The sequence below is a fragment of the Amycolatopsis solani genome (genome assembly GCF_033441515.1).
In the GTDB taxonomy this organism is placed as follows: domain Bacteria; phylum Actinomycetota; class Actinomycetes; order Mycobacteriales; family Pseudonocardiaceae; genus Amycolatopsis; species Amycolatopsis solani.
The window spans coordinates 389493-410600 of the sequence record NZ_JAWQJT010000003.1 but is presented as its reverse complement, the minus strand read 5'-3'; the positions used below and the strand labels follow the sequence as shown (position 1 = coordinate 410600).

General features: G+C 71.5%; 20 protein-coding genes. 14 read left to right on the top strand and 6 right to left on the bottom strand.

All coding sequences use genetic code 11. The features are described from left to right. Position 1 precedes the first annotated feature (1 nt). Positions 2 to 1105 carry a substrate-binding domain-containing protein gene (locus SD460_RS34450; protein WP_290061645.1) on the bottom strand — a complete coding sequence of 368 codons (1104 nt, stop codon included), beginning with the start codon at positions 1103 to 1105 and terminating at the stop codon, positions 2 to 4. Between the two features lie 183 nt (positions 1106 to 1288). On the opposite strand from SD460_RS34450, the gene SD460_RS34445 reads away from it, so the two are divergent. From SD460_RS34445 to SD460_RS34430, 4 genes are read left to right on the top strand one after another with little or no spacing between them, the layout of a single operon-like run. Continuing rightward, positions 1289 to 2611, top strand: a complete 1323-nt coding sequence (locus tag SD460_RS34445) for an enolase C-terminal domain-like protein (protein WP_438860861.1) — start codon at positions 1289 to 1291, stop codon at positions 2609 to 2611. A 29-nt stretch (positions 2612 to 2640) separates the two neighbouring features. Further along, on the top strand, positions 2641 to 3687 hold the full coding sequence (locus SD460_RS34440) for a sugar ABC transporter substrate-binding protein (protein WP_290060219.1): 1047 nt from the start codon (positions 2641 to 2643) through the stop codon (positions 3685 to 3687). 11 nt (positions 3688 to 3698) lie between these two features. Further along, a complete protein-coding gene (locus SD460_RS34435; RefSeq protein ID WP_290060222.1) occupies positions 3699 to 5198 on the top strand; it encodes a sugar ABC transporter ATP-binding protein in 1500 nt (499 codons plus the stop codon). Beyond that, positions 5191 to 6216, top strand: a complete 1026-nt coding sequence (locus SD460_RS34430) for an ABC transporter permease (protein WP_290060224.1) — start codon at positions 5191 to 5193, stop codon at positions 6214 to 6216. Before SD460_RS34435 ends, SD460_RS34430 begins: the two co-directional genes overlap by 8 nt. On the opposite strand, the gene SD460_RS34425 is transcribed toward SD460_RS34430, so the two are convergent. Together SD460_RS34425 and SD460_RS34420 are read right to left on the bottom strand one after the other, a co-directional pair. Beyond that, complete coding sequence (locus tag SD460_RS34425) at positions 6213 to 6920, bottom strand: FadR/GntR family transcriptional regulator (protein WP_290060226.1); 708 nt, start codon at positions 6918 to 6920, stop codon at positions 6213 to 6215. The two genes, SD460_RS34430 and SD460_RS34425, sit on opposite strands and share 4 nt — an antisense overlap. Before the next feature lie 83 nt (positions 6921 to 7003). Next, a complete protein-coding gene (locus tag SD460_RS34420) occupies positions 7004 to 7495 on the bottom strand; it encodes a MarR family winged helix-turn-helix transcriptional regulator (protein WP_290060228.1) in 492 nt (163 codons plus the stop codon). 95 nt (positions 7496 to 7590) lie between these two features. Between SD460_RS34420 and SD460_RS34415 the strand changes: the two genes are divergently transcribed. The 3 genes from SD460_RS34415 to SD460_RS34405 are packed head-to-tail and all read left to right on the top strand — an operon-like array spanning position 7591 to position 10017. Then, positions 7591 to 8154, top strand: coding sequence for an NADPH-dependent FMN reductase (locus SD460_RS34415; RefSeq protein ID WP_290060230.1), 564 nt, complete (start codon positions 7591 to 7593; stop codon positions 8152 to 8154). Positions 8155 to 8160: 6 nt separating this feature from the next. Next, the gene (locus tag SD460_RS34410) at positions 8161 to 9153 is read left to right on the top strand and encodes an amidohydrolase family protein (protein ID WP_290060231.1); all 993 of its coding nucleotides are present in this window, start codon (positions 8161 to 8163) and stop codon (positions 9151 to 9153) included. A 12-nt stretch (positions 9154 to 9165) separates the two neighbouring features. Then, complete coding sequence (locus SD460_RS34405; RefSeq protein WP_290060233.1) at positions 9166 to 10017, top strand: dioxygenase family protein; 852 nt, start codon at positions 9166 to 9168, stop codon at positions 10015 to 10017. A gap of 15 nt (positions 10018 to 10032) precedes the next feature. Here the strand turns inward: SD460_RS34405 and SD460_RS34400 are convergent, their stop codons facing one another. Further along, positions 10033 to 11163, bottom strand: a complete 1131-nt coding sequence (locus SD460_RS34400) for an alpha/beta hydrolase family protein (RefSeq protein ID WP_290060234.1) — start codon at positions 11161 to 11163, stop codon at positions 10033 to 10035. Between the two features lie 95 nt (positions 11164 to 11258). Here SD460_RS34400 and SD460_RS34395 point away from each other — a divergent pair, with 95 nt between their 5' ends. After that, the gene (locus SD460_RS34395; RefSeq protein ID WP_290060236.1) at positions 11259 to 11870 is read left to right on the top strand and encodes a TetR/AcrR family transcriptional regulator; all 612 of its coding nucleotides are present in this window, start codon (positions 11259 to 11261) and stop codon (positions 11868 to 11870) included. A 97-nt stretch (positions 11871 to 11967) separates the two neighbouring features. Further along, complete coding sequence (locus tag SD460_RS34390) at positions 11968 to 13389, top strand: serine/threonine-protein kinase (RefSeq protein WP_318307294.1); 1422 nt, start codon at positions 11968 to 11970, stop codon at positions 13387 to 13389. 62 nt (positions 13390 to 13451) lie between these two features. Here the strand turns inward: SD460_RS34390 and SD460_RS34385 are convergent, their stop codons facing one another. Continuing rightward, positions 13452 to 14828 carry a glycoside hydrolase family 10 protein gene (locus SD460_RS34385; protein ID WP_318307293.1) on the bottom strand — a complete coding sequence of 459 codons (1377 nt, stop codon included), beginning with the start codon at positions 14826 to 14828 and terminating at the stop codon, positions 13452 to 13454. 180 nt (positions 14829 to 15008) lie between these two features. Then, complete coding sequence (locus tag SD460_RS34380) at positions 15009 to 15998, bottom strand: PaaX family transcriptional regulator (protein WP_318307292.1); 990 nt, start codon at positions 15996 to 15998, stop codon at positions 15009 to 15011. A gap of 209 nt (positions 15999 to 16207) precedes the next feature. Here SD460_RS34380 and SD460_RS34375 point away from each other — a divergent pair, with 209 nt between their 5' ends. The 5 genes from SD460_RS34375 to SD460_RS34355 are packed head-to-tail and all read left to right on the top strand — an operon-like array spanning position 16208 to position 21108. After that, positions 16208 to 17083, top strand: coding sequence for a transporter substrate-binding domain-containing protein (locus tag SD460_RS34375; RefSeq protein WP_290055904.1), 876 nt, complete (start codon positions 16208 to 16210; stop codon positions 17081 to 17083). Beyond that, on the top strand, positions 17080 to 17955 hold the full coding sequence (locus SD460_RS34370) for an amino acid ABC transporter permease (RefSeq protein ID WP_290055905.1): 876 nt from the start codon (positions 17080 to 17082) through the stop codon (positions 17953 to 17955). Before SD460_RS34375 ends, SD460_RS34370 begins: the two co-directional genes overlap by 4 nt. Beyond that, a complete protein-coding gene (locus SD460_RS34365; RefSeq protein WP_290055906.1) occupies positions 17952 to 18737 on the top strand; it encodes an amino acid ABC transporter ATP-binding protein in 786 nt (261 codons plus the stop codon). Before SD460_RS34370 ends, SD460_RS34365 begins: the two co-directional genes overlap by 4 nt. Then, entirely contained in the window at positions 18734 to 19873 is a 1140-nt protein-coding gene (locus SD460_RS34360; RefSeq protein ID WP_290055907.1) for a CapA family protein, read from the top strand. Before SD460_RS34365 ends, SD460_RS34360 begins: the two co-directional genes overlap by 4 nt. After that, complete coding sequence (locus SD460_RS34355; protein WP_318307291.1) at positions 19870 to 21108, top strand: CaiB/BaiF CoA transferase family protein; 1239 nt, start codon at positions 19870 to 19872, stop codon at positions 21106 to 21108. Before SD460_RS34360 ends, SD460_RS34355 begins: the two co-directional genes overlap by 4 nt.

Below are 21108 nucleotides of genomic sequence, written 5' to 3'. Positions count from 1 at the left end.
GCTACCGGCTCAGCACCGACGCCGGCGGCAGCGGGATCGCGCCCGGCATCGCGATGACGTCCTTGTTGTCGCCGCCTTCGAACCGGCTCTTGGCCGTCGCGTACGGGCCCACGTTCTCCTTGGTGACGAACGTGAGACCGGTGTCGGTGACCGGCGGCGCGACCAGCGTGCCGGACAGCCGGAACAGGTACAGGTAGAGCACCGAAAGGAAACCCTGCAGGTAGGGGGACTGGTCGATGGTGAAGTCGAGCGCGCCGCCCTTCACGCCGGTGACGGTGTCGTCGAGCAGGTCGAACCCGCCGCCGCCGATCTTGCCGGACAGGCCGCGGTCGGCGATCAGCTTCGCGCACGCGGCCGTGCTGCCGGCGTCGACCGCGTAGATCCCTTTCACCGCGGTGTTCCCGGTGTACGCGGCGGTGATCGCGTTGAGTTCGCCGGCCTGTTCGGCGCCGGTGTTCACCGACTGGACGCGCACGCCCGGCGCGGCCTGCTTGAGCGCGTCGGTGATGCCGTCGAGCCGCGGCTGGACGTTGTTGCCGCCCGGCTGGGAGATGCCGACGAGGATGTCGCCGGAGGTGACCTTCTGCGCGATGCGCTGCCCCATCCGGAACCCGGAGAGGTACAGGTCCTGGCCGACGTAGGTGAGCGGGTAGTTGCCGGCGGCGTTCGCGTTGTAGGCGATGACCGGGATGCCCTGGCCCAGCGCGCGTTTGGTGAGGTCGACGAACGCGTTGTCGTCCGTCAGCGCGACGGCGATCCCGTCGGCCTTGCCGGTGATCGCGGTTTCCATGGCACTCGCCATCTGGGCGACGTTGCCGTTCTCCGAACCGGTCCACTGCGGCTCGGGCACCCCGAGCAGCGCGGCGGCGTCGGCGAGCCCGGTCCGGGTCGGGACGAAGAAGGAGTTGGTGGTGACGTGGTTGACGAACACGAACCGCCACTGCGGCGTGCTCGGGAAGGGGCCGGAACGGGCGCCGCCGCCACCGTTCTGGCCCTCTTGGACGCTCGTGCACGCCGCGAGCAGCGCGCTCGCGGTCACCGTCGCGCCGCCGGCGCCCAGGTACTTGAGCGCGGTTCTCCGGGACGTGCCTGTTCCAGCTCTCATCGTGACCCCGCATTCGTCTCAGCGGCAGTGCTCCGGGTACGGGTCTCGCGGTACGGCGTCGAAAACGGTAGCAGACGTATGATGTCTCGACCAGGGTTCCGGCGGACTTCGCTTGCTTCTGGACTTTCCCGCGGCGAAAGCGTAGCCATACATATGTTGTCTGAGGGGTGGCGTTCCAGGGAGGTGGCGACCTTGCCCGAGGTGATCAGCGCGATCGACGCCGTCGACGTCCGCTTTCCGACTTCGGCGACTTTGGACGGTTCGGACGCGATGAACCCCGAACCCGACTACTCCGCCGCGTACGTCACCATCCGCACGAGCGCGGGGGAGGAGGGGTACGGCCTCGCGTTCACCGTGGGACGCGGCAACGACGTCCAGGTCGCCGCCGTCCGCGCGCTCGTGCCGCTGGTGCTGGGCCTGCCGGTGGACGACGCGCTCGCCGACCTCGGCGGGTTTTCCCGCCGGCTGACCGGCGACAGCCAGTTCCGCTGGCTGGGCCCCGACAAGGGCGCGATCCACATGGCCGCGGCGGCGATCGTCAACGCCGCGTGGGACCTGCGGGCGCGCCGCGAGGGCAAGCCGGTCTGGCGGCTGCTCGCCGAGCTGCCGCCGGCGGAGCTGGCCGGCCTGATCGACTACCGGTACCTCGAGGAAGCGCTTACCCGGGACGAGGCGCTCGACATCCTCCGCCGCGCCGAACCGGGCCGGGCGGCGCGGCGAGCCGAGCTGCTCGCGACGGGCTTTCCCGCCTACACCACGACTCCCGGCTGGCTCGGCTACGCACCGGAGAAGCTGGCGGCGCTCGCGGCGGAGGCGGTCGAAGCCGGGTTCACCCAGATCAAGCTCAAGGTCGGGGCCGATCTCGGCGAAGACGTCCGGCGGTTGCGGCTGGCGCGCGAGGTCGTCGGCCCGTCCGTGCGGATCGCCATCGACGCCAACCAGGTGTGGGGGGTCGGGCAGGCCATCGAGTGGCTGCGGCCGCTGGCGGAATTCGACCCGTACTGGATCGAGGAACCGACGTCACCCGACGACGTGCTCGGCCACGCCGCGATCCGCCGGGCGGTGGCGCCGATCAAGGTGGCGACCGGGGAGCACACACCGAACGCGGTGGTGTTCAAGCAACTGCTGCAGGCCGAGGCGATCGACATCCTGCAGCTCGACGCGAGCCGGGTCGCCGGCGTCACCGAGAACATCGCGATCCTGGTGCTGGCCGCGAAGTTCGGCGTGCCGGTGTGCCCGCACGCCGGCGGCGTCGGGCTCTGCGAGATGGTGCAGCACCTGGCGATGTTCGACTTCGTCGCGGTGAGCGGGACCCGCCACGACCGCGTCATCGAATACGTGGACCACCTGCACGAGCACTTCGTCGACCCGGTGCGGGTCGAGCGGGGCCGGTACCTGGCGCCGGAGCGGCCGGGCCTCGGCGCCCGCCTGCACCCCGAATCCGTGGCGCGCTACCGGTACCCCGACGGTCCGGCCTGGCGCGAAGAAGCGGTGGTGGTCGCGTGATCACCGCAGTCCGTCAACGAGGAGCTGTCATGAAGATCCGCTACCTGTGCTCGGCCGCGGTCGTCGCGGCCGGCCTGCTCGCCGGCTGCGGCAGCGGGGGCACCGCCGCGTCCGGGGCAACCGTCGTCGGCGTGGACTACCCCCGCTCGGACACCGACTTCTGGAACGCCTACATCAAGTACGTGCCCCGGTTCGCGGGCCAGCTCGGCCTCGACCTCAAGACCACCAACTCGCAGAACGACGTCGCCACGCTGACCGCCAACGTGCAGACGATGATCAGCCAGGGCGTCAAGGGTGTCGTGATGGCACCGCAGGACACCGCGGCGATCATCCCGACGCTGCAGCAGCTGGCGGGCAAGAAGATCCCGGTCGTGTCCGTCGACACCCGGCCCGACCAGGGCACCGTCTACATGGTCGTGCGGGCGGACAACCGCGCCTACGGCGAAAAGGCGTGCCGGTTCCTCGGCACCAAGCTCGGCGGCCAGGGCAAGGTCGTGATGCTGCAAGGCGATCTGGCGTCGATCAACGGGCGCGACCGCACCGAGGCGTTCAACGACTGCATGAAGCAGAACTTCCCCGGTGTCACAGTGTTCGGCGAAGCCACCAACTGGGACGCCGGCACCGCGGCCCAGAAGCTCCAGACGCGGCTGACCGCGAACCCGGACATCAAGGGCGTCTACATGCAATCCAGCTTCGCGCTTTCGGGGACGCTGCAGCTGCTGAAGCAACGCGGCCTGCTCGTGCCGGCCGCCGACCCGAAGCACGTGTTCGTCGTGTCCAACGACGGGATCCCCGAGGAGCTCGAGAAGATCCGGGCGGGTGAGATGGACGCGACCGTGTCCCAGCCCGCCGACCTGTTCGCGAAGTACGCGCTGCAGTACGTCAAGGACGCCATCGCGGGCCAGCAGCCGGTGCCGGGCAAGACCGACCACGACAGCACCATCGTGGCCGTCCGCGACGGCCTGATGGAGGACCAGCTGGCCGCGCCCCTGGTCACCGCGGACGGCGCGAGCTTCGGGCCGGTCGCCAGCGTGAAGGTCGACGACCAGTCGTTGTGGGGCAACAGCAAGAGCTGAGGGAGGTGACCATGGGTGCGGTGCCGGTCGTGCAAGCGCGGCAGGTGGTCAAGCGCTACGGCGCCACGGTCGCACTGGACCACGCGGATCTCACCGTCCTGCCAGGACAGACGCACGCGCTCGTCGGCCGCAACGGTGCCGGGAAGTCGACGCTCGTCTCCGTCCTCACCGGCTTGACCGCACCGGATTCCGGCTCGGTGCGGCTGAACGGCGAGCCGGCGCCGGGACTGTCCGATCGGGACACCTGGCGGTCGCTGGCCGCCTGCGTGTACCAGCGCTCGACGATCATCCCGGACCTTTCGGTGGCGGAGAACCTGTTCCTGAACCGGCAGGAGACGCTGCGCGGGTTCGTCCGCTGGTCCGCGGTGCGCCGGGCGGCCACCGAGCTGCTCGGACGCTGGTCGGTGGACGTCGACGTGCGCCGCCCGGCGGGTGAGCTCGGGGTCGAGCAGCGGCAGTTCGTCGAGATCGCGCGGGCGCTGTCCTTCGGCGCGCGGTTCGTCATCCTCGACGAGCCGACCGCGCAGCTGGACGGCGGCGCCATCACCCGGCTGTTCGGCCACATCGCCGACCTGCAGCGCCACGGCGTGACCTTCCTGTTCATCAGCCACCACCTGCAGGAGGTCTACGAAATCTGCGACACGGTCACGGTCTTCCGCGACGCCCGGCACGTGCTGACCGCGCCGGTCGCCGAGCTGCCGAAGGCGGAGCTCGTCGCGGCGATGACCGGGGAGAACGCCGTCGTGGCCGAAGAACGCGCGTCGTCGTCGCGCTCCGGCTCGGCACCCGTGCTCGAAGTGCGCGGGCTGAGCCTCGCTCCCGCGTTCGAAGACGTCTCCTTCGCCGTCGCGCCGGGGGAGATCGTCGGCCTGGCCGGGGCCGGGGGCAGCGGCAAGACCGAGGTCGCCGAGACGCTGACCGGGCTGCGGGAAGCCGATTCGGGCACCGTCCTCGTCGGCGGCCACCGCCCGCGCCCCGGCGACGTCCCGGCGGCCCTCGCCGCCGGCCTCGGCTTCGTCCCGGAAGACCGCCACCGCCAAGGGCTCGTGCCCGGGATGTCGGTCGCGGACAACACGACCCTGTCCGTCCTGGACCGGCTCGGCCCAGGCGTCTTCGTCCGGCCCGCTCTCCGCGACCGGCTGGCCGGGACGATGATCGACCGGCTGGAGGTGAAGACGCCCGGGCCGGACCTGGCGGTGTCGGCGCTCTCCGGCGGCAACCAGCAGAAGGTCGTCCTGGCCCGTGCCCTCGCCGGCGATCCTCGCGTGCTGGTGCTGATCACCCCGACCGCGGGGGTGGACGTGCGGTCGAAGGAGTTCCTCCTCGGCAAGGTGGCCGAAGCCGCCGCCGGGGGCACCGGGGTGCTGATCGCGTCGGACGAGCTGGACGACCTGCGGCTCTGCGACCGCGTGCTCGTGCTGGTCCACGGACGGCTCACCGCCGAAATGCCCGCCGGCCGGCCGGACCGCGAGGTCGTGGCCGCCATGGAAGGAGTCGACCTCGATGCCTGACAGCCGCACCGCCCTGCGCGCCGAAGCGCGGTCCGAGCCCGCCGCCACCCGGCCGCCGCGGCGGATCGCCCTCGCCCGCGTGCGCGACTTCGCGCTGGTGCCGGGGATCGTCGCGATCGCCGTGGTCGGCCAGCTGGTGAACCCCGTGTTCCTCCAGTACGACAACGTGCTCAACATCCTGCAGACCATGTCGGAGATCGCGTTGCTGGTGCTGGCCCAGACGCTGGTCCTGGTCGTCGGCAAGATGGACCTCTCGCTGGAGTCGACGTTCGGCCTGGCCCCCGGCGTCGCGGCCTGGCTGACGATCGGCGGCGGTCACTCGCTCGGCCTGCTGCCCTCGTGGACGGCGGTGCCGGTGGTGCTCGCGGTCGGCGTCCTGGTCGGGGTGCTCAACGCGCTGCTGATCGTCCGGTTCGGACTGAGCGGGTTCGTGGTCACCCTCGGCATGCTGATCGTGCTGCGCGGCCTGCTGACCGGGATCTCCGGCGGTCAGACGTTCTTCGGCCTGCCCGATTCGATGCTCTACCTCGGCACCACGCCGTGGGCGGGGATCCCGGCGTCGATCTGGATCTGCGTGCTGCTGTTCGCCGGCGGGGTCGTGCTGCTCGGCTACACCCGCTTCGGCCGCAGCCTCTATGCGATCGGCGGCAACGAGGACGCGGCGAAAGCCGCGGGCATCCGGACCGGGCGCGTCGTGTGGATCGTCCTGATCGCGGCGAGCGTGCTGGCCGCGCTCGGCGGGCTGCTGCTCTCGGGCCGGCTGGCTTCGGTGGCCGCGGCGCAGGGCAACGGGTACATCTTCACGGTGTTCGCCGCGGCGGTGATCGGCGGCGTCAGCCTGAACGGCGGCCGGGGCACGCTTTTCGGTGCCTTCACGGGGATCCTGCTGCTGTACATGATCCAGAACGTGCTCACGCTGGCCGGCGTGCCCGCGCAGTGGATCGGCGCGCTCAACGGCACGATCATCCTGGTCGCGCTGGTGATGTCCCGCATCACCAGCGGCAAGCGGCAGACCTAGGCGCCGTCGAGGGTTCGCAGCTCGGCCAGGTGGGCGCGCAGCCAGCGTTCGGACGTGTCCACGTGCATCAGCGCGGCCGCGGTGGCCACGCCGGGGTCGCGGGCGGCCAGCGCGTCGTAGATCGCCTGGTGCTGGGACAGGGTTTCCCGCGTGACGCCGCGGTCGGCGGTGCCGCGCCAGATCCTCGCCCGCAGCGTCCGCGAGGAGATGCCGTCCAGCAGCGCGGTCAGGGTTTCGTTGCCCGCCGCGGTGATCACCTCGCGGTGGAAGGCGGCGTCGAGCACGGTCAGGCGTTCGACGTCCTCGACGGCTTCCTGCATCGCTTCGAGCAGCTCGGCCACCGCGCGCAGCCGGTCTTCGGTGATCCGGGTGGCGGCGAGGCCGGTGGCGGCCGGCTCCAGCAGCCGCCGCACTTCGGTCAGCTCGAGCACCGTGCCGCCTTGCATGAGCGAGACCGCGGTGCCGAGACCTTCCAGCAGCAGGCTGGGCGCGAGGCTCGTGACGAACGTGCCGTCGCCGCGGCGCACTTCGAGCACCCGGGCCAGCTCGAGCGCCTTCACGGCTTCGCGGGTCGGACTGCGCGAAATCCCCAGCTCGGTGGCGAGCTCGTGCTCGGGCGGCAGCCGCGACCCCGCGGGGAACCGCCCGGACCGGACGAACTCCCGGATCCGGTCGATCGCTTCGTCGGTCAGGGACCTCGCCATGGCAAAAACTTTAGCATTCGTATGATGAATGCCGCGTGCTCGAGTGCGCTTTCGAAGTATTCGAACGGTTGGGTGACGTTTGGTCACCGGGACATATGATGTTCCTCGGCCTGCTCGATGCGGTCGAGCACCTTGCCGGAGATCCGGTGCAGGGTCCGCAGCTCGTTCGCGCCGAGGGCGTCGACGAACAGGTCCAGTACCCGCGCCACGTGGGCGGGTGCCGCGTCGACGAGGTGGGCGTACCCCGCCTCGGTCAGCACGGCGAGCGTGTAGCGCCCGTTCTCCGGATCCGGCTCGCGCGCCACGAAGCCGCGGTTCTCGAGCCGGCCGATCAGGTGGGACAGGCGGGACAGCTCCGTGCTGGCCAGTGCGGCGAGTTCGCTCATCCGCAAGCGGCGCCCGGGCTGGTCGGACAGGTGCGCCAGGACGTGGTACTCGATCAGGCTGAGCTTGGCGTCCTGCTGGAGCTGGGTTTCCAGGGCCGCGGGCAGCCGCTGGAGCAGTTTCACGAACCCGCGCCACGCCGCCAGCTGGTCGTCGGTCAACCAGCGCGGCTCGTCGTTCGGGGCAGGCATGGCAGGAGTGTACCGACCGGGTCGCACTTGAACTTTCAAGTCAGAGTGGCTAGTTTGACTTGAAGATTCAAGTCTCGCGATTTCGGAGGACCACCATGAGCGACCTGAAGCTCGCCGTCATCCTCGGCAGCACCCGCCCCGGCCGCAACGGCGCCGCCGTGGCCGACTGGGTCCTGACCAGGGCCAAGGAACGCACCGGCGCCGACTACGAGCTGATCGACCTGCTCGACCACCCGCTGCCCCACCTGGACGAGCCCGTCCCCGCCAGCGCGGGCCGGTACGCCGGCGAGCACACCCGGGCCTGGGCCGCCACCATCGCGAAGTTCGACGGCTTCGTCTTCGTCACCCCCGAGTACAACCACTCGACGTCCGCGGTGCTGAAGAACGCCATCGACTACCTCTACCGCGAATGGAACGACAAGGCCGCCGCCTTCGTCTCCTACGGCTCGCTCGGCGGCGCCAGGGCGATCGAGCACCTGCGCGCGATCTGCAGCGAACTGCGGATCGCCCACGTCCGCCAGCAGCTGTCCTTCTCGCTGCTCACCGACTTCCGGGACTTCACCACCTTCACGCCCGCGGCCGCGCACGACCAGGCCGCCACGATCCTGTTCGGCCAGCTCGAATCCTGGGCCGGCGCGCTCAAAGCCGTCCGGGACTGACCCGCGATGCGGCTTTACGCATTGGAAGAGCACTTCCTCACCACCGAAGTGGCCGAGGCCTGGCGGCGGCACGATCCGCGGCCGGCCGAGCCGATGATGAACCGGGCTCTCGGCGGGGAAGTCCTGCCCGCGCTGCTCGACGTCGGAGCCGGGCGGATCGCGGCCATGGACGACGCCGGCATCGACACCGCGGTCCTGTCCCTGACGACGCCCGGCCTGCAGAACCTGCCCGCCGCGGAGGCGGCCGCCCTCCAGGCGGCCGTGAACGACGGCCTCGCGGAAGCGGTCCGCCGTCACCCCGGGCGCCTGCAGGGGTTCGCGACGCTGGCCACGCCGTCGCCGGCGGCCGCGGCCACCGAACTGCGGCGCGCGGTCACCGAACTCGGCTTCGCGGGCACGCTGGTGAACGCGCGCTCCGGCGGCCGCGCCCTGGACGCGCCGGAGTTCTGGGACATCTACGAGGCCGCCGAAGACCTGCGCGCGCCGGTCTACCTGCACCCCCGCGCGCCGGCACCCGGCGTCGTCGACGCGTACTACCGCGGGTTCGGCGAGCCGGTGGACGGCATGCTGGCCACCGGCGCGTTCGGCTGGCACTACGACGCCGGCCTGACCGTCCTGCGGATGATCCTCGCCGGCGTCTTCGACCGGTTCCCCGGCCTGCAGGTCATCCTGGGGCACTGGGGCGAAGTCGTGCTGTTCTACCTCGACCGCGTCGCCGCGATGGACGACCTCGCTGGCCTACGCTGCCCGATCGCGGAGTACTTCCGCACCAACGTGTTCGTCACTCCCGGCGGCATCTCCAGCCACAAGTACCTGCGGTGGAGCCTCGAAACGGTGGGCGCGGAGCGGATCATGTACGCCTCCGACCACCCGTTCAACCGGGAGCGCGCCGGGTCGGCACGGGCCTTTGTGGACAGTGCGCCCGTCGGCGACGCCGAGCGCGAGCTCATCGCGTACCGGAACTGGGAAAAGCTCGTCGCCGGCATCCGGCGGCACTGAAAGGAGTCACCCGTGAACGAGCCGCCGGAACGGCTGCGTGTCGTGTTCGCCGATCTGCGCCGCGCGATCGACGACGTCATCCTGAAGCACCAGGTCACCCTCGACGAACTGCTCGGCGCCGCCGACTGGTTGAGGCAGGTCGCCGACGCCGATGAACTGCCGTCGGCGAGCATCCTCTTCTTCAAGACCGTCCAAAGAGGAACCGCGGGCGCGAGCTACGCCCACCCGGAAAAGGACGGCGCGAGCCATTGGGAGATGGAAGGTCCCGCCCATCGGCCCGGGGCGCCCGTCCTGCGCAGTCCCGCCGTGCTGCCCATGCGGCCGGACGAGCCCGGCGAACCGCTCGTCGTGTCCGGAATCGTGCGCACCACCACCGGCGACCTGCTGCCCGGTGCGGCCCTCGAGATCTGGCAGATCGACGCGAACGACGTCTACTCCGGACTGACCGCCGCCGACTTCGCGCCGCTGGACATCCCCAACGACGCCACCGGTGTCCCCGCCGACAACCTGCGCGCCAGGATCATCGCCGACGACCGCGGCCACTACGAGTTCCGCACGGTCATGCCCGGTGTCGAGACCTTCGGCCTCGCCACGCAGAGCCCGCTGGCGACGCTGACGCGAGCTTTGAAGCTCGACGGCCGCCGCCCCCGGCACATCCACGCGATCGTCAGTGCCGCGGGGTGCCTGCCGTTGACCACCCAGATCTACTTCGACGGCGATCCCCTGGTCGAAAGCACCATCGAAGGCGCTGTGCCCGCCGAGGCGGTCAAGACGACGACCCTCCGCGAGGACCACGGCGCCCGCGGCCTGGCGGGGCCCTACCGCGCGCTCACGTACGACTTCGTCCTGCGCCCCGGCACCTGAGAACAGCCGGGGGACTCAGCGGCCGAGGACGGTGTCGAGCCAGTCGAACGTGCGCTGGTGGAACAGGAACAGCGCGCCTTCGTGGCAGTGTTCGCCGCCGCCTTCGTCCTCGCGGAAGAAGATCAGCTCCTTCTCGCACGTCAGCTCGTCGAGCAGGCGCTGGGGCTGGCCTCGGAAGAATTGGTCGTTTTCGGCGTCGAGGACGAGGGTGGGGCAGGTGATGCGCCCCGCGATCCCGGCCATGGTGTAGGCGCGCGTCGCCTCGGCCACGTCGTCGAACGTGGACAGACCGAAGGTCCACTTGCCGTTGCGGACGATCCAGCGGGCTTGGGTGTCGTGCTCGAACCCGGTGACGGCGGTGAAGGGCTCGTGCAGGTCGTAGACGCCGTCGTAGAGCACGCAGGCCGCGAGCCGGTGCTCGAACGCGGCCGCTCGGGCGGCGAGGTAGCCGCCCATGCTCATCCCGATCAGCGCGATCTTCTCGTCGTCGACCTCGGGCAGGGTGCGGGCGAGGTCGACGGCCGGGGTGACCACGGCTTCCCAGTCGGGCCGGAACCGCAGGCCGCGGCGGAGCGGGGCGCCCTGGCCGGGGCCGTCGAAGGCGAGCACGTGGTACCCGCGCCGCAGCGCGGCCGCGGCGATGGCGAAGTAGCTCTCCTCCAGGGTGGAGTCGAAGCCGCCGTGGAAGAGCACGGTCGGGCGCGGGGTGCCGGAGCCGTCGGCGAGGAAGAGGTACGCGGGCAGGGTGGTGCCCTCGTACGGGATGGTCAGCGCGCGGACCGGGGTGTCCAGCAGCGGGGCGGCGTCGGCGAAGGTCCGCTGGGACGCCTTCGCGAGCCGCGCGGACTCGGGATCGTGCTCGGGGTCGTCGCGGCGGTAGAAGTCGGCGACGCGGTAGTAGTTGGAGGCCCGCAGCAGGGCCTCGCGGGCGCTGACCCGGTGCCCGGCGGCGAGGGCGTCGCGGCCGATGCCCTCGATCCGCGCGGCGGTCGCGGCCCACTGGGCGGACCAGGCGGCTTCGTCGCCTTCCGGGATCTCGCGGCAGGTCACCAGCACTTCGCCGAGGTCGGCGCCGGCGTAGGCGAGGTAGCCGGCGGCGCGCAGGGCTTCGAAGGAGAAGGACGGGTCGTCGAAGAGGAACTTCATCGGGTGCCTCCCGGTTGGTGCGAACGGAACGGTCTCGTTCCGTTGTAGCACTCAGGTGAATGGAACGCCACCGTTCCGTTCGCTACACTGGCGGCATGGCGACGCCCGACGACGGAACCCGGCCGGTGAGCGGCGGGGCGGTGCTGCGCCGTCAGGTGACCGACGCCATCACCGACGCCGCGTTCGCCGAGCTCGCGGACACGGGATACGCCCGGACGTCGATGGACGCGGTCGCCCGGCGCGCCGGGGTGGGCAAGGCCGCGCTCTACCGGCGGTGGCCGTCGAAGCAGGCGATGCTCGCCGAGCTGATCCGGGAGAAGGTCGCCGGCGCGCTCCCGCCCACCCCGGACACCGGCGCCTTGCGCGGCGACCTGCGCGAGCTGTTCGCCACCTTCCGCGGCCAGCTGGCCCACCCGCTCATCACGCGGATCGGGGCCGGGCTGCTGGCCGAAGCCGCGTACGACGAGACCCTCGCCGAGGTGCTGCAGACCGGAGTGGCGGAACCGCGCCGAGCGGCGGCGCAGGCGGTCCTGCGGAACGCGATCGACCGCGGCGAGCTGCCGCCCGGCCTCGACCCGGAGCTCGGCACCGACCTGCTGATCGCGCCGCTCGCCTTCCGGATGCTGGTGGTCAAGGGCCCCAGCGACGACGAGTACCTGGAAGCACTGGCGCGAGCGGTCGAAGCGGCCCTGAAGGCGGCCGGCTGACTCGAGTGACTTGCGCGGCACCGTCGCACTCCTGCGTTTGCGCCTGCCGCGTTTGCGGGTACCGGTGAGGACCACGAGCCGGATGGGGTGCCTGCCGATGACGAACGAGCCGCCGCACGTGCTCGCCGGACGCTACGAAGTCGGGCCGTTGCTCGGCAAGGGAGCCACCGCGCGGGTCCACCGGGCCGTCGACCGCGAGCTGGGGCGCGAGGTCGCTGTCAAGGTCTACGACCGGCACGCGGTGGCGGTTGACCAGCTGCGCCGCGCGCGGGAGCGGACCTTGCTGGCCAGCATCGACCACCCCCGGGTGGTGACGCTGTACGACAGCGGCACCGAGGGGGACCGGCCCTACCTGGTGATGCAGCTGGTCGACGGGGAGAACCTCGCCGAGCGCCTGCTGGCCGGGCCGTTCACCACCGGCGAAGTGAGCGAGCTGGGGGTCCGGCTGGCGGAGGCGCTGGCCCACGTCCACGCCCGGGGCATCGTGCACCGCGACCTGAAACCCGCGAACATCCTCCTCGGTGCCGGCGGCCCGCTGATCACCGACTTCGGCATCGCGCACGCGCTGGACTCCACGCACATCACCGGCACCGGCCTGGTCACCGGCACCGCCGCCTACCTGGCACCGGAGCAGATCCTGGGCGACCCCGCCGGCCCGGCGGCCGACATCTACGCGCTCGGCCTGATCCTCCTGGAGTGCCTGACCGCCCAGCGCGAGTTCCCCGGCACACTGGCGGAGTCGGCACTGGCCCGGCTGAACCGCGCGCCCCGCGTTCCCGGCAGCACTCCCGAACCGCTCGCGCACACGCTGCGCCTGATGACCGCCAAGGATCCCGCGGACCGGCCGGGGGCCGAGCAGCTGCCGCGGTTGCTGCGCGAGCCCGCCGCTGCGACCACCGCAGCCATCGCGACCATTGCGTCCGCCGCCGCCGTGACCACTGCGTCTGCCGCCGGCACCTCGGCCAATGCGGCCGTCGCCGGCACTGCCGCCACCGCGGGCGCGCCCGTCAAGCCGGCGTCCGCGTGGCGGCGGGCGTTGAAACCCACTGCGCCCGGCGCCGCCGCAGCGGCGGCTGCGGCCACCGCCGCCGCTGCGGACACCGCGGCCACTGCGCCCGCCACCGCAGCCACCGACGCCGCCGCCACCGCCGCGCCCGTCACTCCGGCGTCCGCGCGGCGCCGGGCGTTGACCGCCGGCGGTGTCCTCGCCACCGCGGCGGCCGGGCTGCTCACGGTGGTGCTCGCCCGGCCCGCCGACCCCGCAAGCTCCCCGGCCGAGCCGGCCGCGGCCGCCCCGCCCAGTACGTCCGCCGCGGCGCCGTCGGGGGTCACCTTGCCGCCTGCGACCGCCGTCGTCGTGGCTACGCCGCAATCCTCGAAGCGGGTGTCGGTGGGCGTGGCCGCCGCCGCGGGGCCGAAGGAGCAGCCGGGCAAGGGGCCGGCCAAGCGCGAAGGCGGCCCGCCCAAGCCGGACGGCGGCCCGCGCCCCGAGGCAGGGAAACACCCCGGGAAGCGCTGAACGCACGGACGGCCCGTCCGCCGGCGCAGCGCGGCGAACGGGCCGTCCTCAGGAAGTGCGACTCAGGAGGCGCTGCAGCTGACGCTGGGCCAGTTGCGGTTCCCGTTGTGCATGATCGTGACGCCCCAGTTGTTGCCGTTGCCGTTGGGCGTCGCGATGAGGACCTGGCTGCTGGGCCACGTCGCGTTGATGTTCCAGGTGGCGCTGATCCGCGCCGGGCTCGGCACGGTCATGGTCACCGTCCACGAACTGGACCCGCTGACCGAGACGTTGAGGTTGTACCGGTCGTTCCAGGACTGCCCGGCCGACAGCGATGCCGTGCAACTGCCGCCACCCGGTGTGGTCGTCGTCGTGGTCGGGGTCGTCGTGGGGTTCGTCGGTGTCGTCGGTGTCGTCGTCGGCGTGCCCCCGCCGGAGTTGAGGACGTTCAGCACCGAGTTGTACGCCGCCTTCTTGTTCCCGTTGCCGTCGAACAGGAGCGGGCTCTCGTTGGAGCGCCAGGAGTCGCTGTCCCGCACGCCCCACACCGTGATGCCGACGCAGCGCGCGACGTTCATGCACGCCTGGGTCAGCGCCGCGTACTGCGAAGTGGAGGAGTTCGTGACGTCGACCTCGGTGAGCGCCACGTCGACGCCGAGGGCCGCGAAGCTGGAGATCGTCGTCTGGAGGTTGCTCGGGACCGAGCTGCCGCCGGTGAAGTGGGCCTGCAGGCCGACGCAGTCGATCGGGACGCCGCGGGACTTGAAGTCCCGCACCATGTTGTAGACGCCCTGGGTCTTGCCGTAGTTCCAGTTGTCGATGTTGTAGTCGTTGTAGCAGAGCTTGGTCGACGAGTCGGCCGCGCGCGCGGTCTTGAACGCGACCTCGATCCAGTCGTTGCCGGTGCTCTGCAGGTTCGACGATCGGCGGCTGCCGTCCTCGTTGAAGGCTTCGTTGACGACGTCCCAGTACGCGAGCTTGCCCTGGTAGTGGGCCATCACCTTCTGGATGTGGTTGATCATGGCGTTGCGGAGGTTGCTGCCGCCCATGTTCTGCATCCAGCCGGGCTGCTGCGCGTGCCAGGCCAGCGTGTGGCCGCGCACCTTGGCGCCGTGGCTCACCGCCCAGTTGTAGATCTGGTCGCCCGAGGAGAAGTTGAACTGGTTCTGGTTGGGCTCGGTCGCGTCGGGCTTCATCTCGTTCTCGGGCGTGACCATGTTGAATTCGCGCGCCGCGATCGTCGTGTAGGCCGAGTCGCCGAGCCGCCCGGCGGCGATGGCGGTGCCGAAGTACCGGCCCGACTGCGCGGCCGCGGCACCGAGGGTGCTCGCCGCGGCGTCGGCGCCGGGAGCTGTCACCAGGACCGCGGCCGTCGCGGCGACGGTGGCCAGGCCGGCCAGTGCTCGGGTGGCGGGCGATCGCCACCAGCTGCTGCGCGGACCCGCCGAAGTTCTTGCCATCCGTGGTCTCCTTAGGCACGCGCCCAGGAGACGTCCACCGCGGGGTCGCCGGTGACCTGGACGAGTCGACGAAAATCACTTACCGCAAGCAGAAGAACACGGTGCTTCGCCGCCCCGCAAAGAGTTTCGAACGAGTTTCGCTGGCAGGTCTTTCTGCGGTCGGACCGGGAACTGCCGTCCTTACCCGCGGCGCGCGTCGTCCAGGCGGCGGGCTTCGGCGGCTTGCTCGAACGGGGTGTCGCCGGCCGGGTGGCGGTCGCCGAGGCCGGCGAACAACGCGGCCACCTTGACCGAGTCGTGGTGGGTGGCCAGCTCGGCCAGTTCGGGGTCGGTGGCCCCCAGCACCTGCCGGAACCGCAGCTCGGCCAGCGGGCCGAGGCGGTCGTAGATCTGCAGGAACACCTTCTGGGCGCGGTCGCGCGCCCAGTCCGCAGGCAGCAGGCCGGCGGGCAGGTCGGGGTCGGTCTCCGGGAACCGCCGCCAGTCCACGCGCAGCTCGGTGCGGGTGCGGAACGCCTGCGCCGGGCTGATCAAGCCGGCCTCCAAGCCGGTGAGGACCTGCTCGTAGCGCTCGACGAACTGCTCGTACTCCCGGGCGAGGGGCTCGAGGTCGAACGCCGTGGCCGCCGCGGCCGAGCCGGGGACCTCGGTGGCGCGGAAGACCGTCGCGCTGCGCAGGTCCAGCTCGCGTAGCGCGGTGAGGGCCGGTTCGGCGAGGTCGTGCGGGCTGACCCAGACGCCGTCGTAGAGCGCGGCGAACCGCAGGACGCGCAGCCGGGACCGCAGGGCCGTGCGCAGGCCGCGGTCCTGTTCCGGCACCGAGAACGTGACCACGGTCCACTGCCCGTCCCACTCGGGCGCCGTCGTGCCGAAGGTGAGCATCCGGTGCGTGCGCTCGATGATCACTTCGGACGTGCGCGCCGGGATGCCGTACGCCGTCGTCCGGCCGCTGCGCGACACGGTGAGCAGGCCGCGGGCGGCGAGGCGGCGGATCGCCGCCCGCGCGCTCGCCGGGCTGATGTCGAACTCGCCGAGCAGCTGCACGAGCGCGGCCGAGGGGATGTGCTCGTCGCGCCAGTACCAGAAGTCACCGAGCAGGGACGTCAGGAGCAGCTGGGGCTCGGCTCCCTGCTGGGAGCGGGGCAGCGGCCCCGAGGGCGTCGCCGTCATCGCGCGCCTGCCTCTTCCACGGTCGGTCCCGGCGGCCGGTCCGCCGCGGGTGTCCATGGTGGCAGTGCGGTCCGGGGCGCCGGATCGAGGGGTTGAATCACGCGACACATCATGCGACGATCGGCACCCGCTTAGCAACCTATTGCCTTCCGCAGGAAGTAAACGACATGGGTTCCTCTCTTCGTCAATGGCGTCGAAGCTCGCTCGCCGTGGCCGCCACCGCGTTCGTCCTGGCCGGGTGCACGGTCGACGACGGCGCCGCTTCGGCGCCCACCGCCGCCGCCCTCACCACCGACCAGGCGCTGCACGACCAGCTCCCGGCCGCGGTCAAGGACGCGGGTGTCCTCCGGTTCGCCGGCGACTCCCACCCGCCGTACCGGACCGTCGGCCCGGACGGCAAGACCGTCACCGGCATCGACAACGACTTCCAGCAGGCGCTCGGCCAGCTCCTCGGCGTGCGCACGGAAACGACCATCGTCAGCGGGCTCCCGGCCGCGCTGCAGGGCATGCTCAGCGGCCGGTACGAGGCCTTCAACGGGCCGGTCAAGGCCACCGCCGAACGCGAGAAGCAGTTCGACACCGTCACGTGGATGACCACCCGGACCGCTTACGTGATCCCCGTGGGTTCGGCCGCCGGCGTCAAGCAGGCCGCCGACCTGTGCGGCAAGCGCGTCGCCGTGGTCACCGCCAGCGTCGTCGAAGACCAGCTCGCCAAGCTGTCCAAGTTCTGCGAAGGCGCGAAGAAACCGGCCGTGCAGGTGGTCGGGCTCGACGACACGAACGCGACCCTGCTGGCCGCGAAGTCCGGCCGGGCCGAGGCCGCCGGGATGACCCAGGCGGCCGCGATCGACGTGACCACGCAGCAGAAGGGGCAGTACGAGTACGTGACGCAGACCGAGGAACAGGGCGCCACGAAGGACAACCTCGCGCTGTACACCCCGAAGGCGGGCAAGCTCGGCCCGGTGCTGCAGAAGGCGTTCGAAGAGCTCTTCCGCAACGGCACCTACCAGCGGATCATGCACCAGTGGGGCCTCGACGACGTCACGGTCCCGCAGCCGATCTTCGACGCGGCGTCGGCGAAATGACCACGATGTCCACTGTGGAGGAAACGACGGCCGCGCCCGACGACGTCGCTTCGGCTCGCGGCCGCTTGCGCCCGTTGCGCTGGCTGTTCGTGCTCGTGCTGGCGGTGCTGACCGCCCAGCTCGCCGTCTTCTTGGTCGGCAACTCGCGGTTCCAGTGGGACGTCGTCGCGAAGTACCTCTTCGAGAAGAGCGTCATGGCGGGTCTGGGCACCACGGTGCTGCTCGCGGTCGCGGCGATGGTCCTCGGGTCGCTGGCCGGCGGTGTCGTCGCGGCGATGCAGCTGAGCGGGTTCGGGCCCGCCCGGTGGGTGGCGACGCTGTGGGTCGGGCTCTTCCGCGGCATCCCGCCGCTGGTGCAGCTGATCTTCTGGTTCAACCTCGCCTACCTGCTGCCGAAGCTGTCGCTCGGCATCCCGTTCGGCCCGGTCTTCGGGACCTGGGACGCCAACAGCGTCATCACCCCGCTGACCGCCGCGGTCATCGGGCTGTCGCTGGTCGAATCGGCGTACCTGGCGGAGATCTTCCGCGCCGGGGTGTCCTCAGTGGACCCCGGACAGCGTGACGCGGCCCGCGCGATGGGCTACCCGCCGGGGCAGACGCTGCTGCGGATCGTGCTCCCGCAGGCGATGCGCGTGATCATCCCGCCCGCGGGCAGCCAGTTCATCAACGTGCTCAAGGGCACCGCGCTGGTGTCGGTCATCGCGATGTCCGACCTGCTGCACTCGGTGCAGGTGATCTACAACCGCACCTACGAGATCGTGCCGATGCTGCTGGTCGCCTGCTTCTGGTACCTGGTCGTGGTCACCGTCCTGACGGCCGGGCAACGCCGGCTGGAGCGCCGGTTCTCCCGCGGCCACCGGGAGGTCCGATGACCACGCCGGTGCTGCGGATCAGCGACGTCCGCAAGGAGTTCGGGCCGGTGACGGCGCTGGCGGGGGTCAGCCTCGACGTGCGCGAAGGCGAGGCGGTCGTGGTGATCGGGCCGTCGGGCTCGGGCAAGTCGACGCTCGTCCGCTGCGCGCACCAGCTGGAACCGATCGACGGCGGCGCGATGTACCTCGACGGCGAGCTGCTGGGTCACCGGCGGTCGACGGCCGGGCTGCGGCCGCTGACCGAACGGCGGATCGCCGCCCAGCGCCGCCGGATGAGCATGGTCTTCCAGCAGTTCAACCTGTTCCCGCAGTTCACCGTGCTGCGCAACGTGACCGACGCGGCGATCCGCGTCCACGGCCGCGACCGGTCCACTGTGGAGCGGGAAGCGCGGGAACTGCTGGAGCGCATCGGCCTGGCCGGCCGCGAGGACCACTACCCGCGGCAGCTTTCGGGCGGGCAGCAGCAGCGCGTCGCCATCGCCCGCGCGGTCCTGGTCCGGCCGCGGATCATGCTGTTCGACGAGCCGACCAGTGCCCTCGACCCCGAGCTGGTCGACGAAGTCCTGGCGGTGCTGCGGACCCTCGCCGCGGCGGGGACCACGATGGTCGTCGTCACGCACGAGATGACCTTCGCGCGCGAGGTCGCCGACCGGTGCGTGTTCATGGAAGCGGGCCGGATCGTCGAAGAGGGCCCGCCGGGCGAGCTGTTCGCCCGGCCGCGGACCGACCGGCTGCGTGCCTTCCTGTCCCGCCATCTGTCCGAAAAGGAAGGTGTCTCGTGATCACTGTCGGCGCCGTCGGCGACCTCATCCTGGACGAGCCGGATCCCGAGTTCTTCCTCGCCCCGGCCGCGCCGGTGCTGCGGGCGATGGACCTCGCCATCGGCCACATCGAGGTGCCGCACTCCACCACCGCGGTCCAGCAGAGCACCGACGTCCCCGCGCCGCCCGCGGACCCGGCGGCGCTGAAAGCGGTGGCCGGGGCCGGGTTCGCGGTCGCCACGCTGGCGGGCAACCACGTCCTCGACGCCGGGGCCGGGGGACTGGCCGACACCATCGCCTACTCCCGGGCGGCGGGGATGGAGACGACCGGTGCCGGGCCCGACCTCGCGCAGGCCCGGCGGCCGGCGATCGTCGAGCGCGGCGGCCTGCGGATCGGCGTGCTCTCGTACAACTGCGTCGGCCCGCGGGAATCCTGGGCCACCTCGCGCAAACCCGGCTGCGCGTACGTGCACGTGCTCACCCACTACGAGCTCGACCACGCCAGCCCGGGCGGGCCGCCGAAGATCTACACCTTCGCCGACCCCGACAGCCTGGACGCGATGGCCGAGGACGTCCGCAGCCTGCGTTCCGAGGCCGACGTCGTGCTCGTGGCCCTGCACAAGGGTGTCGGGCACACCCCGGTCGAGGTCGCGATGTACGAGCGCCCGGTCGCCCGCGCGGCGATCGACGCCGGCGCCGACGCCGTGTTCTCCCACCACCCGCACATCATGCGCGGCATCGAAGTCCACAGAGGACGGCCGATCTTCCACGGGCTCGGCAACTTCGCCACCGTCACCCACGCCCTCACCCCGGGCGCCGGGGTCGGTGCGGAAGAACTGCAGGCGTGGGCGGAACGGCGGACCAAGCTGTACGGCTTCGCGCCCGATCCGGACATGCCGTTCTTCCCGTTCCACCCCGAAAGCCGCAACACCGTCATCGCCTTCTGCCGCTTCGACGGCACCGGGCTGCGCGAAGCCGGGTTCGTGCCGTGCTGGATCGACGACCAGGGCCGTCCGGTCCCGGTCGGCGGCACGCCGGAAGGCGAAACCGTGACGAAGTACGTCGAGGACATCACCCGCGGGGCCCGGCTCAACGGCCGGTTCACCACCCGCGGCACCGAAGTGCTCGTCGATCTCACCGAGGGAGTTCCTTCATGACCGACCAGCCACTGGCCGGCCGCACCGTCATCGACCTGACCACCGCGCTCGCCGGACCGTACGCGACCCTGCTGCTGGCGGGGCTCGGCGCGACCGTGATCAAGGTCGAAAACCCCGCCACCGGCGGGGATTCCTCACGCAACAACGCGCCCTACGTCGGCCGCGACGGGCTCAACCTCGCCCGCCGCCACGACGACGACCTTTCGGTGTCGATGCTGCTGCGCGGCCGCAACAAGCTCAGCGTCACCCTCGACCTGAAGAACCCGCGGTCCCGCGCGGTGTTCACCGACCTCGTCCGCGACGCCGACGTGCTGGTCGAGAACTACAGCCCGGGTGTCACCGACCGGCTCGGCATCTCCTACGACCACGTCAAGGAGATCAACCCGCGGCTGGTCTACACCTCGATCAGCGGATTCGGCGCCCAAGGTGGCCCGGGCTCGGGCAAGGCGATGGACTCGATCATCCAGGCGCTCAGCGGCGTGATGATGACCGCCGGCGAGCCCGACGAGGGCCCGGTGCGGTTCGGACTGCCGATCGGGGACCTCCTCGCGCCGCTGTTCGCCGTGGTCGGCACGGTGTCGGCGCTGCTGCAGGCCGAGCACACCGGCGAAGGCCAGCGTGTCGACGTGTCGATGCTCGGCGCGCTGACGTCGCTGGTCGCGTGCGAGCCGTTCGACGCCTTCGACGCGGTCGGCCTGCCCCAGCGCACCGGTTCCATGGTGCCGCGGCTGGCGCCGTTCGGGATCCTGCCCGCGGCCGACGGCTACCTCGCGCTCTGCGCGCCGACCGACGCGTTCGCCCACGGCGTGCTGCGCGCGATCGGCCGTCCGGAGCTGGCCGAGGACGACCGCTATCGCACGCGCGACCAGCGCGTCCGCGCCGCCGACGAGCTGCACGGGATCATCCGCGAGTGGTGCCGGGTGCGGCCCCTGGAAGAGATCCTCGCCGCGTTCACCGCCGAAGGCGTGCCCGCGGCCGAGGTCCGCGAACCGCGCGAAGCGGTCCGGGACCCGCTGGTCCTGGCGCGCGAGGAGGTCGTGCCGCTGCGGCACCCGAACCACGGCGACGTCGCCGACCTGGCCGGGACCGGCGTGCCGATCCGGTTCTCCGCCGCCCGCGTCGCCCTCGACCGGCCGGCGCCGGGACTGGGGGAGCACAACGAGCACGTCTACCGCGAACTGCTCGGCTACACCGAAGAGCAGCTGGCGGACCTGGTCGCGGAGGCGGTCATTTGA

Excerpts from the sequence above, each read along its gene's own strand:
- SD460_RS34435 (WP_290060222.1), top strand. The coding sequence starts at position 3,699 with ATGGGTGCGGTGCCGGTCGTGCAAGCGCGGCAGGTGGTCAAGCGCTAC.
- SD460_RS34410 (WP_290060231.1), top strand. The coding sequence starts at position 8,161 with ATGCGGCTTTACGCATTGGAAGAGCACTTCCTCACCACCGAAGTGGCC.
- SD460_RS34370 (WP_290055905.1), top strand. The coding sequence starts at position 17,080 with ATGACCACGATGTCCACTGTGGAGGAAACGACGGCCGCGCCCGACGAC.
- SD460_RS34425 (WP_290060226.1), bottom strand. The coding sequence starts at position 6,920 with ATGGCGAGGTCCCTGACCGACGAAGCGATCGACCGGATCCGGGAGTTC.
- SD460_RS34355 (WP_318307291.1), top strand. The coding sequence starts at position 19,870 with ATGACCGACCAGCCACTGGCCGGCCGCACCGTCATCGACCTGACCACC.
- SD460_RS34390 (WP_318307294.1), top strand. The coding sequence starts at position 11,968 with ATGACGAACGAGCCGCCGCACGTGCTCGCCGGACGCTACGAAGTCGGG.
- SD460_RS34415 (WP_290060230.1), top strand. The coding sequence starts at position 7,591 with ATGAGCGACCTGAAGCTCGCCGTCATCCTCGGCAGCACCCGCCCCGGC.
- SD460_RS34450 (WP_290061645.1), bottom strand. The coding sequence starts at position 1,105 with ATGAGAGCTGGAACAGGCACGTCCCGGAGAACCGCGCTCAAGTACCTG.
- SD460_RS34385 (WP_318307293.1), bottom strand. The coding sequence starts at position 14,828 with ATGGCAAGAACTTCGGCGGGTCCGCGCAGCAGCTGGTGGCGATCGCCC.
- SD460_RS34395 (WP_290060236.1), top strand. The coding sequence starts at position 11,259 with ATGGCGACGCCCGACGACGGAACCCGGCCGGTGAGCGGCGGGGCGGTG.
- SD460_RS34430 (WP_290060224.1), top strand. The coding sequence starts at position 5,191 with ATGCCTGACAGCCGCACCGCCCTGCGCGCCGAAGCGCGGTCCGAGCCC.
- SD460_RS34400 (WP_290060234.1), bottom strand. The coding sequence starts at position 11,163 with ATGAAGTTCCTCTTCGACGACCCGTCCTTCTCCTTCGAAGCCCTGCGC.
- SD460_RS34380 (WP_318307292.1), bottom strand. The coding sequence starts at position 15,998 with ATGACGGCGACGCCCTCGGGGCCGCTGCCCCGCTCCCAGCAGGGAGCC.
- SD460_RS34440 (WP_290060219.1), top strand. The coding sequence starts at position 2,641 with ATGAAGATCCGCTACCTGTGCTCGGCCGCGGTCGTCGCGGCCGGCCTG.
- SD460_RS34365 (WP_290055906.1), top strand. The coding sequence starts at position 17,952 with ATGACCACGCCGGTGCTGCGGATCAGCGACGTCCGCAAGGAGTTCGGG.
- SD460_RS34420 (WP_290060228.1), bottom strand. The coding sequence starts at position 7,495 with ATGCCTGCCCCGAACGACGAGCCGCGCTGGTTGACCGACGACCAGCTG.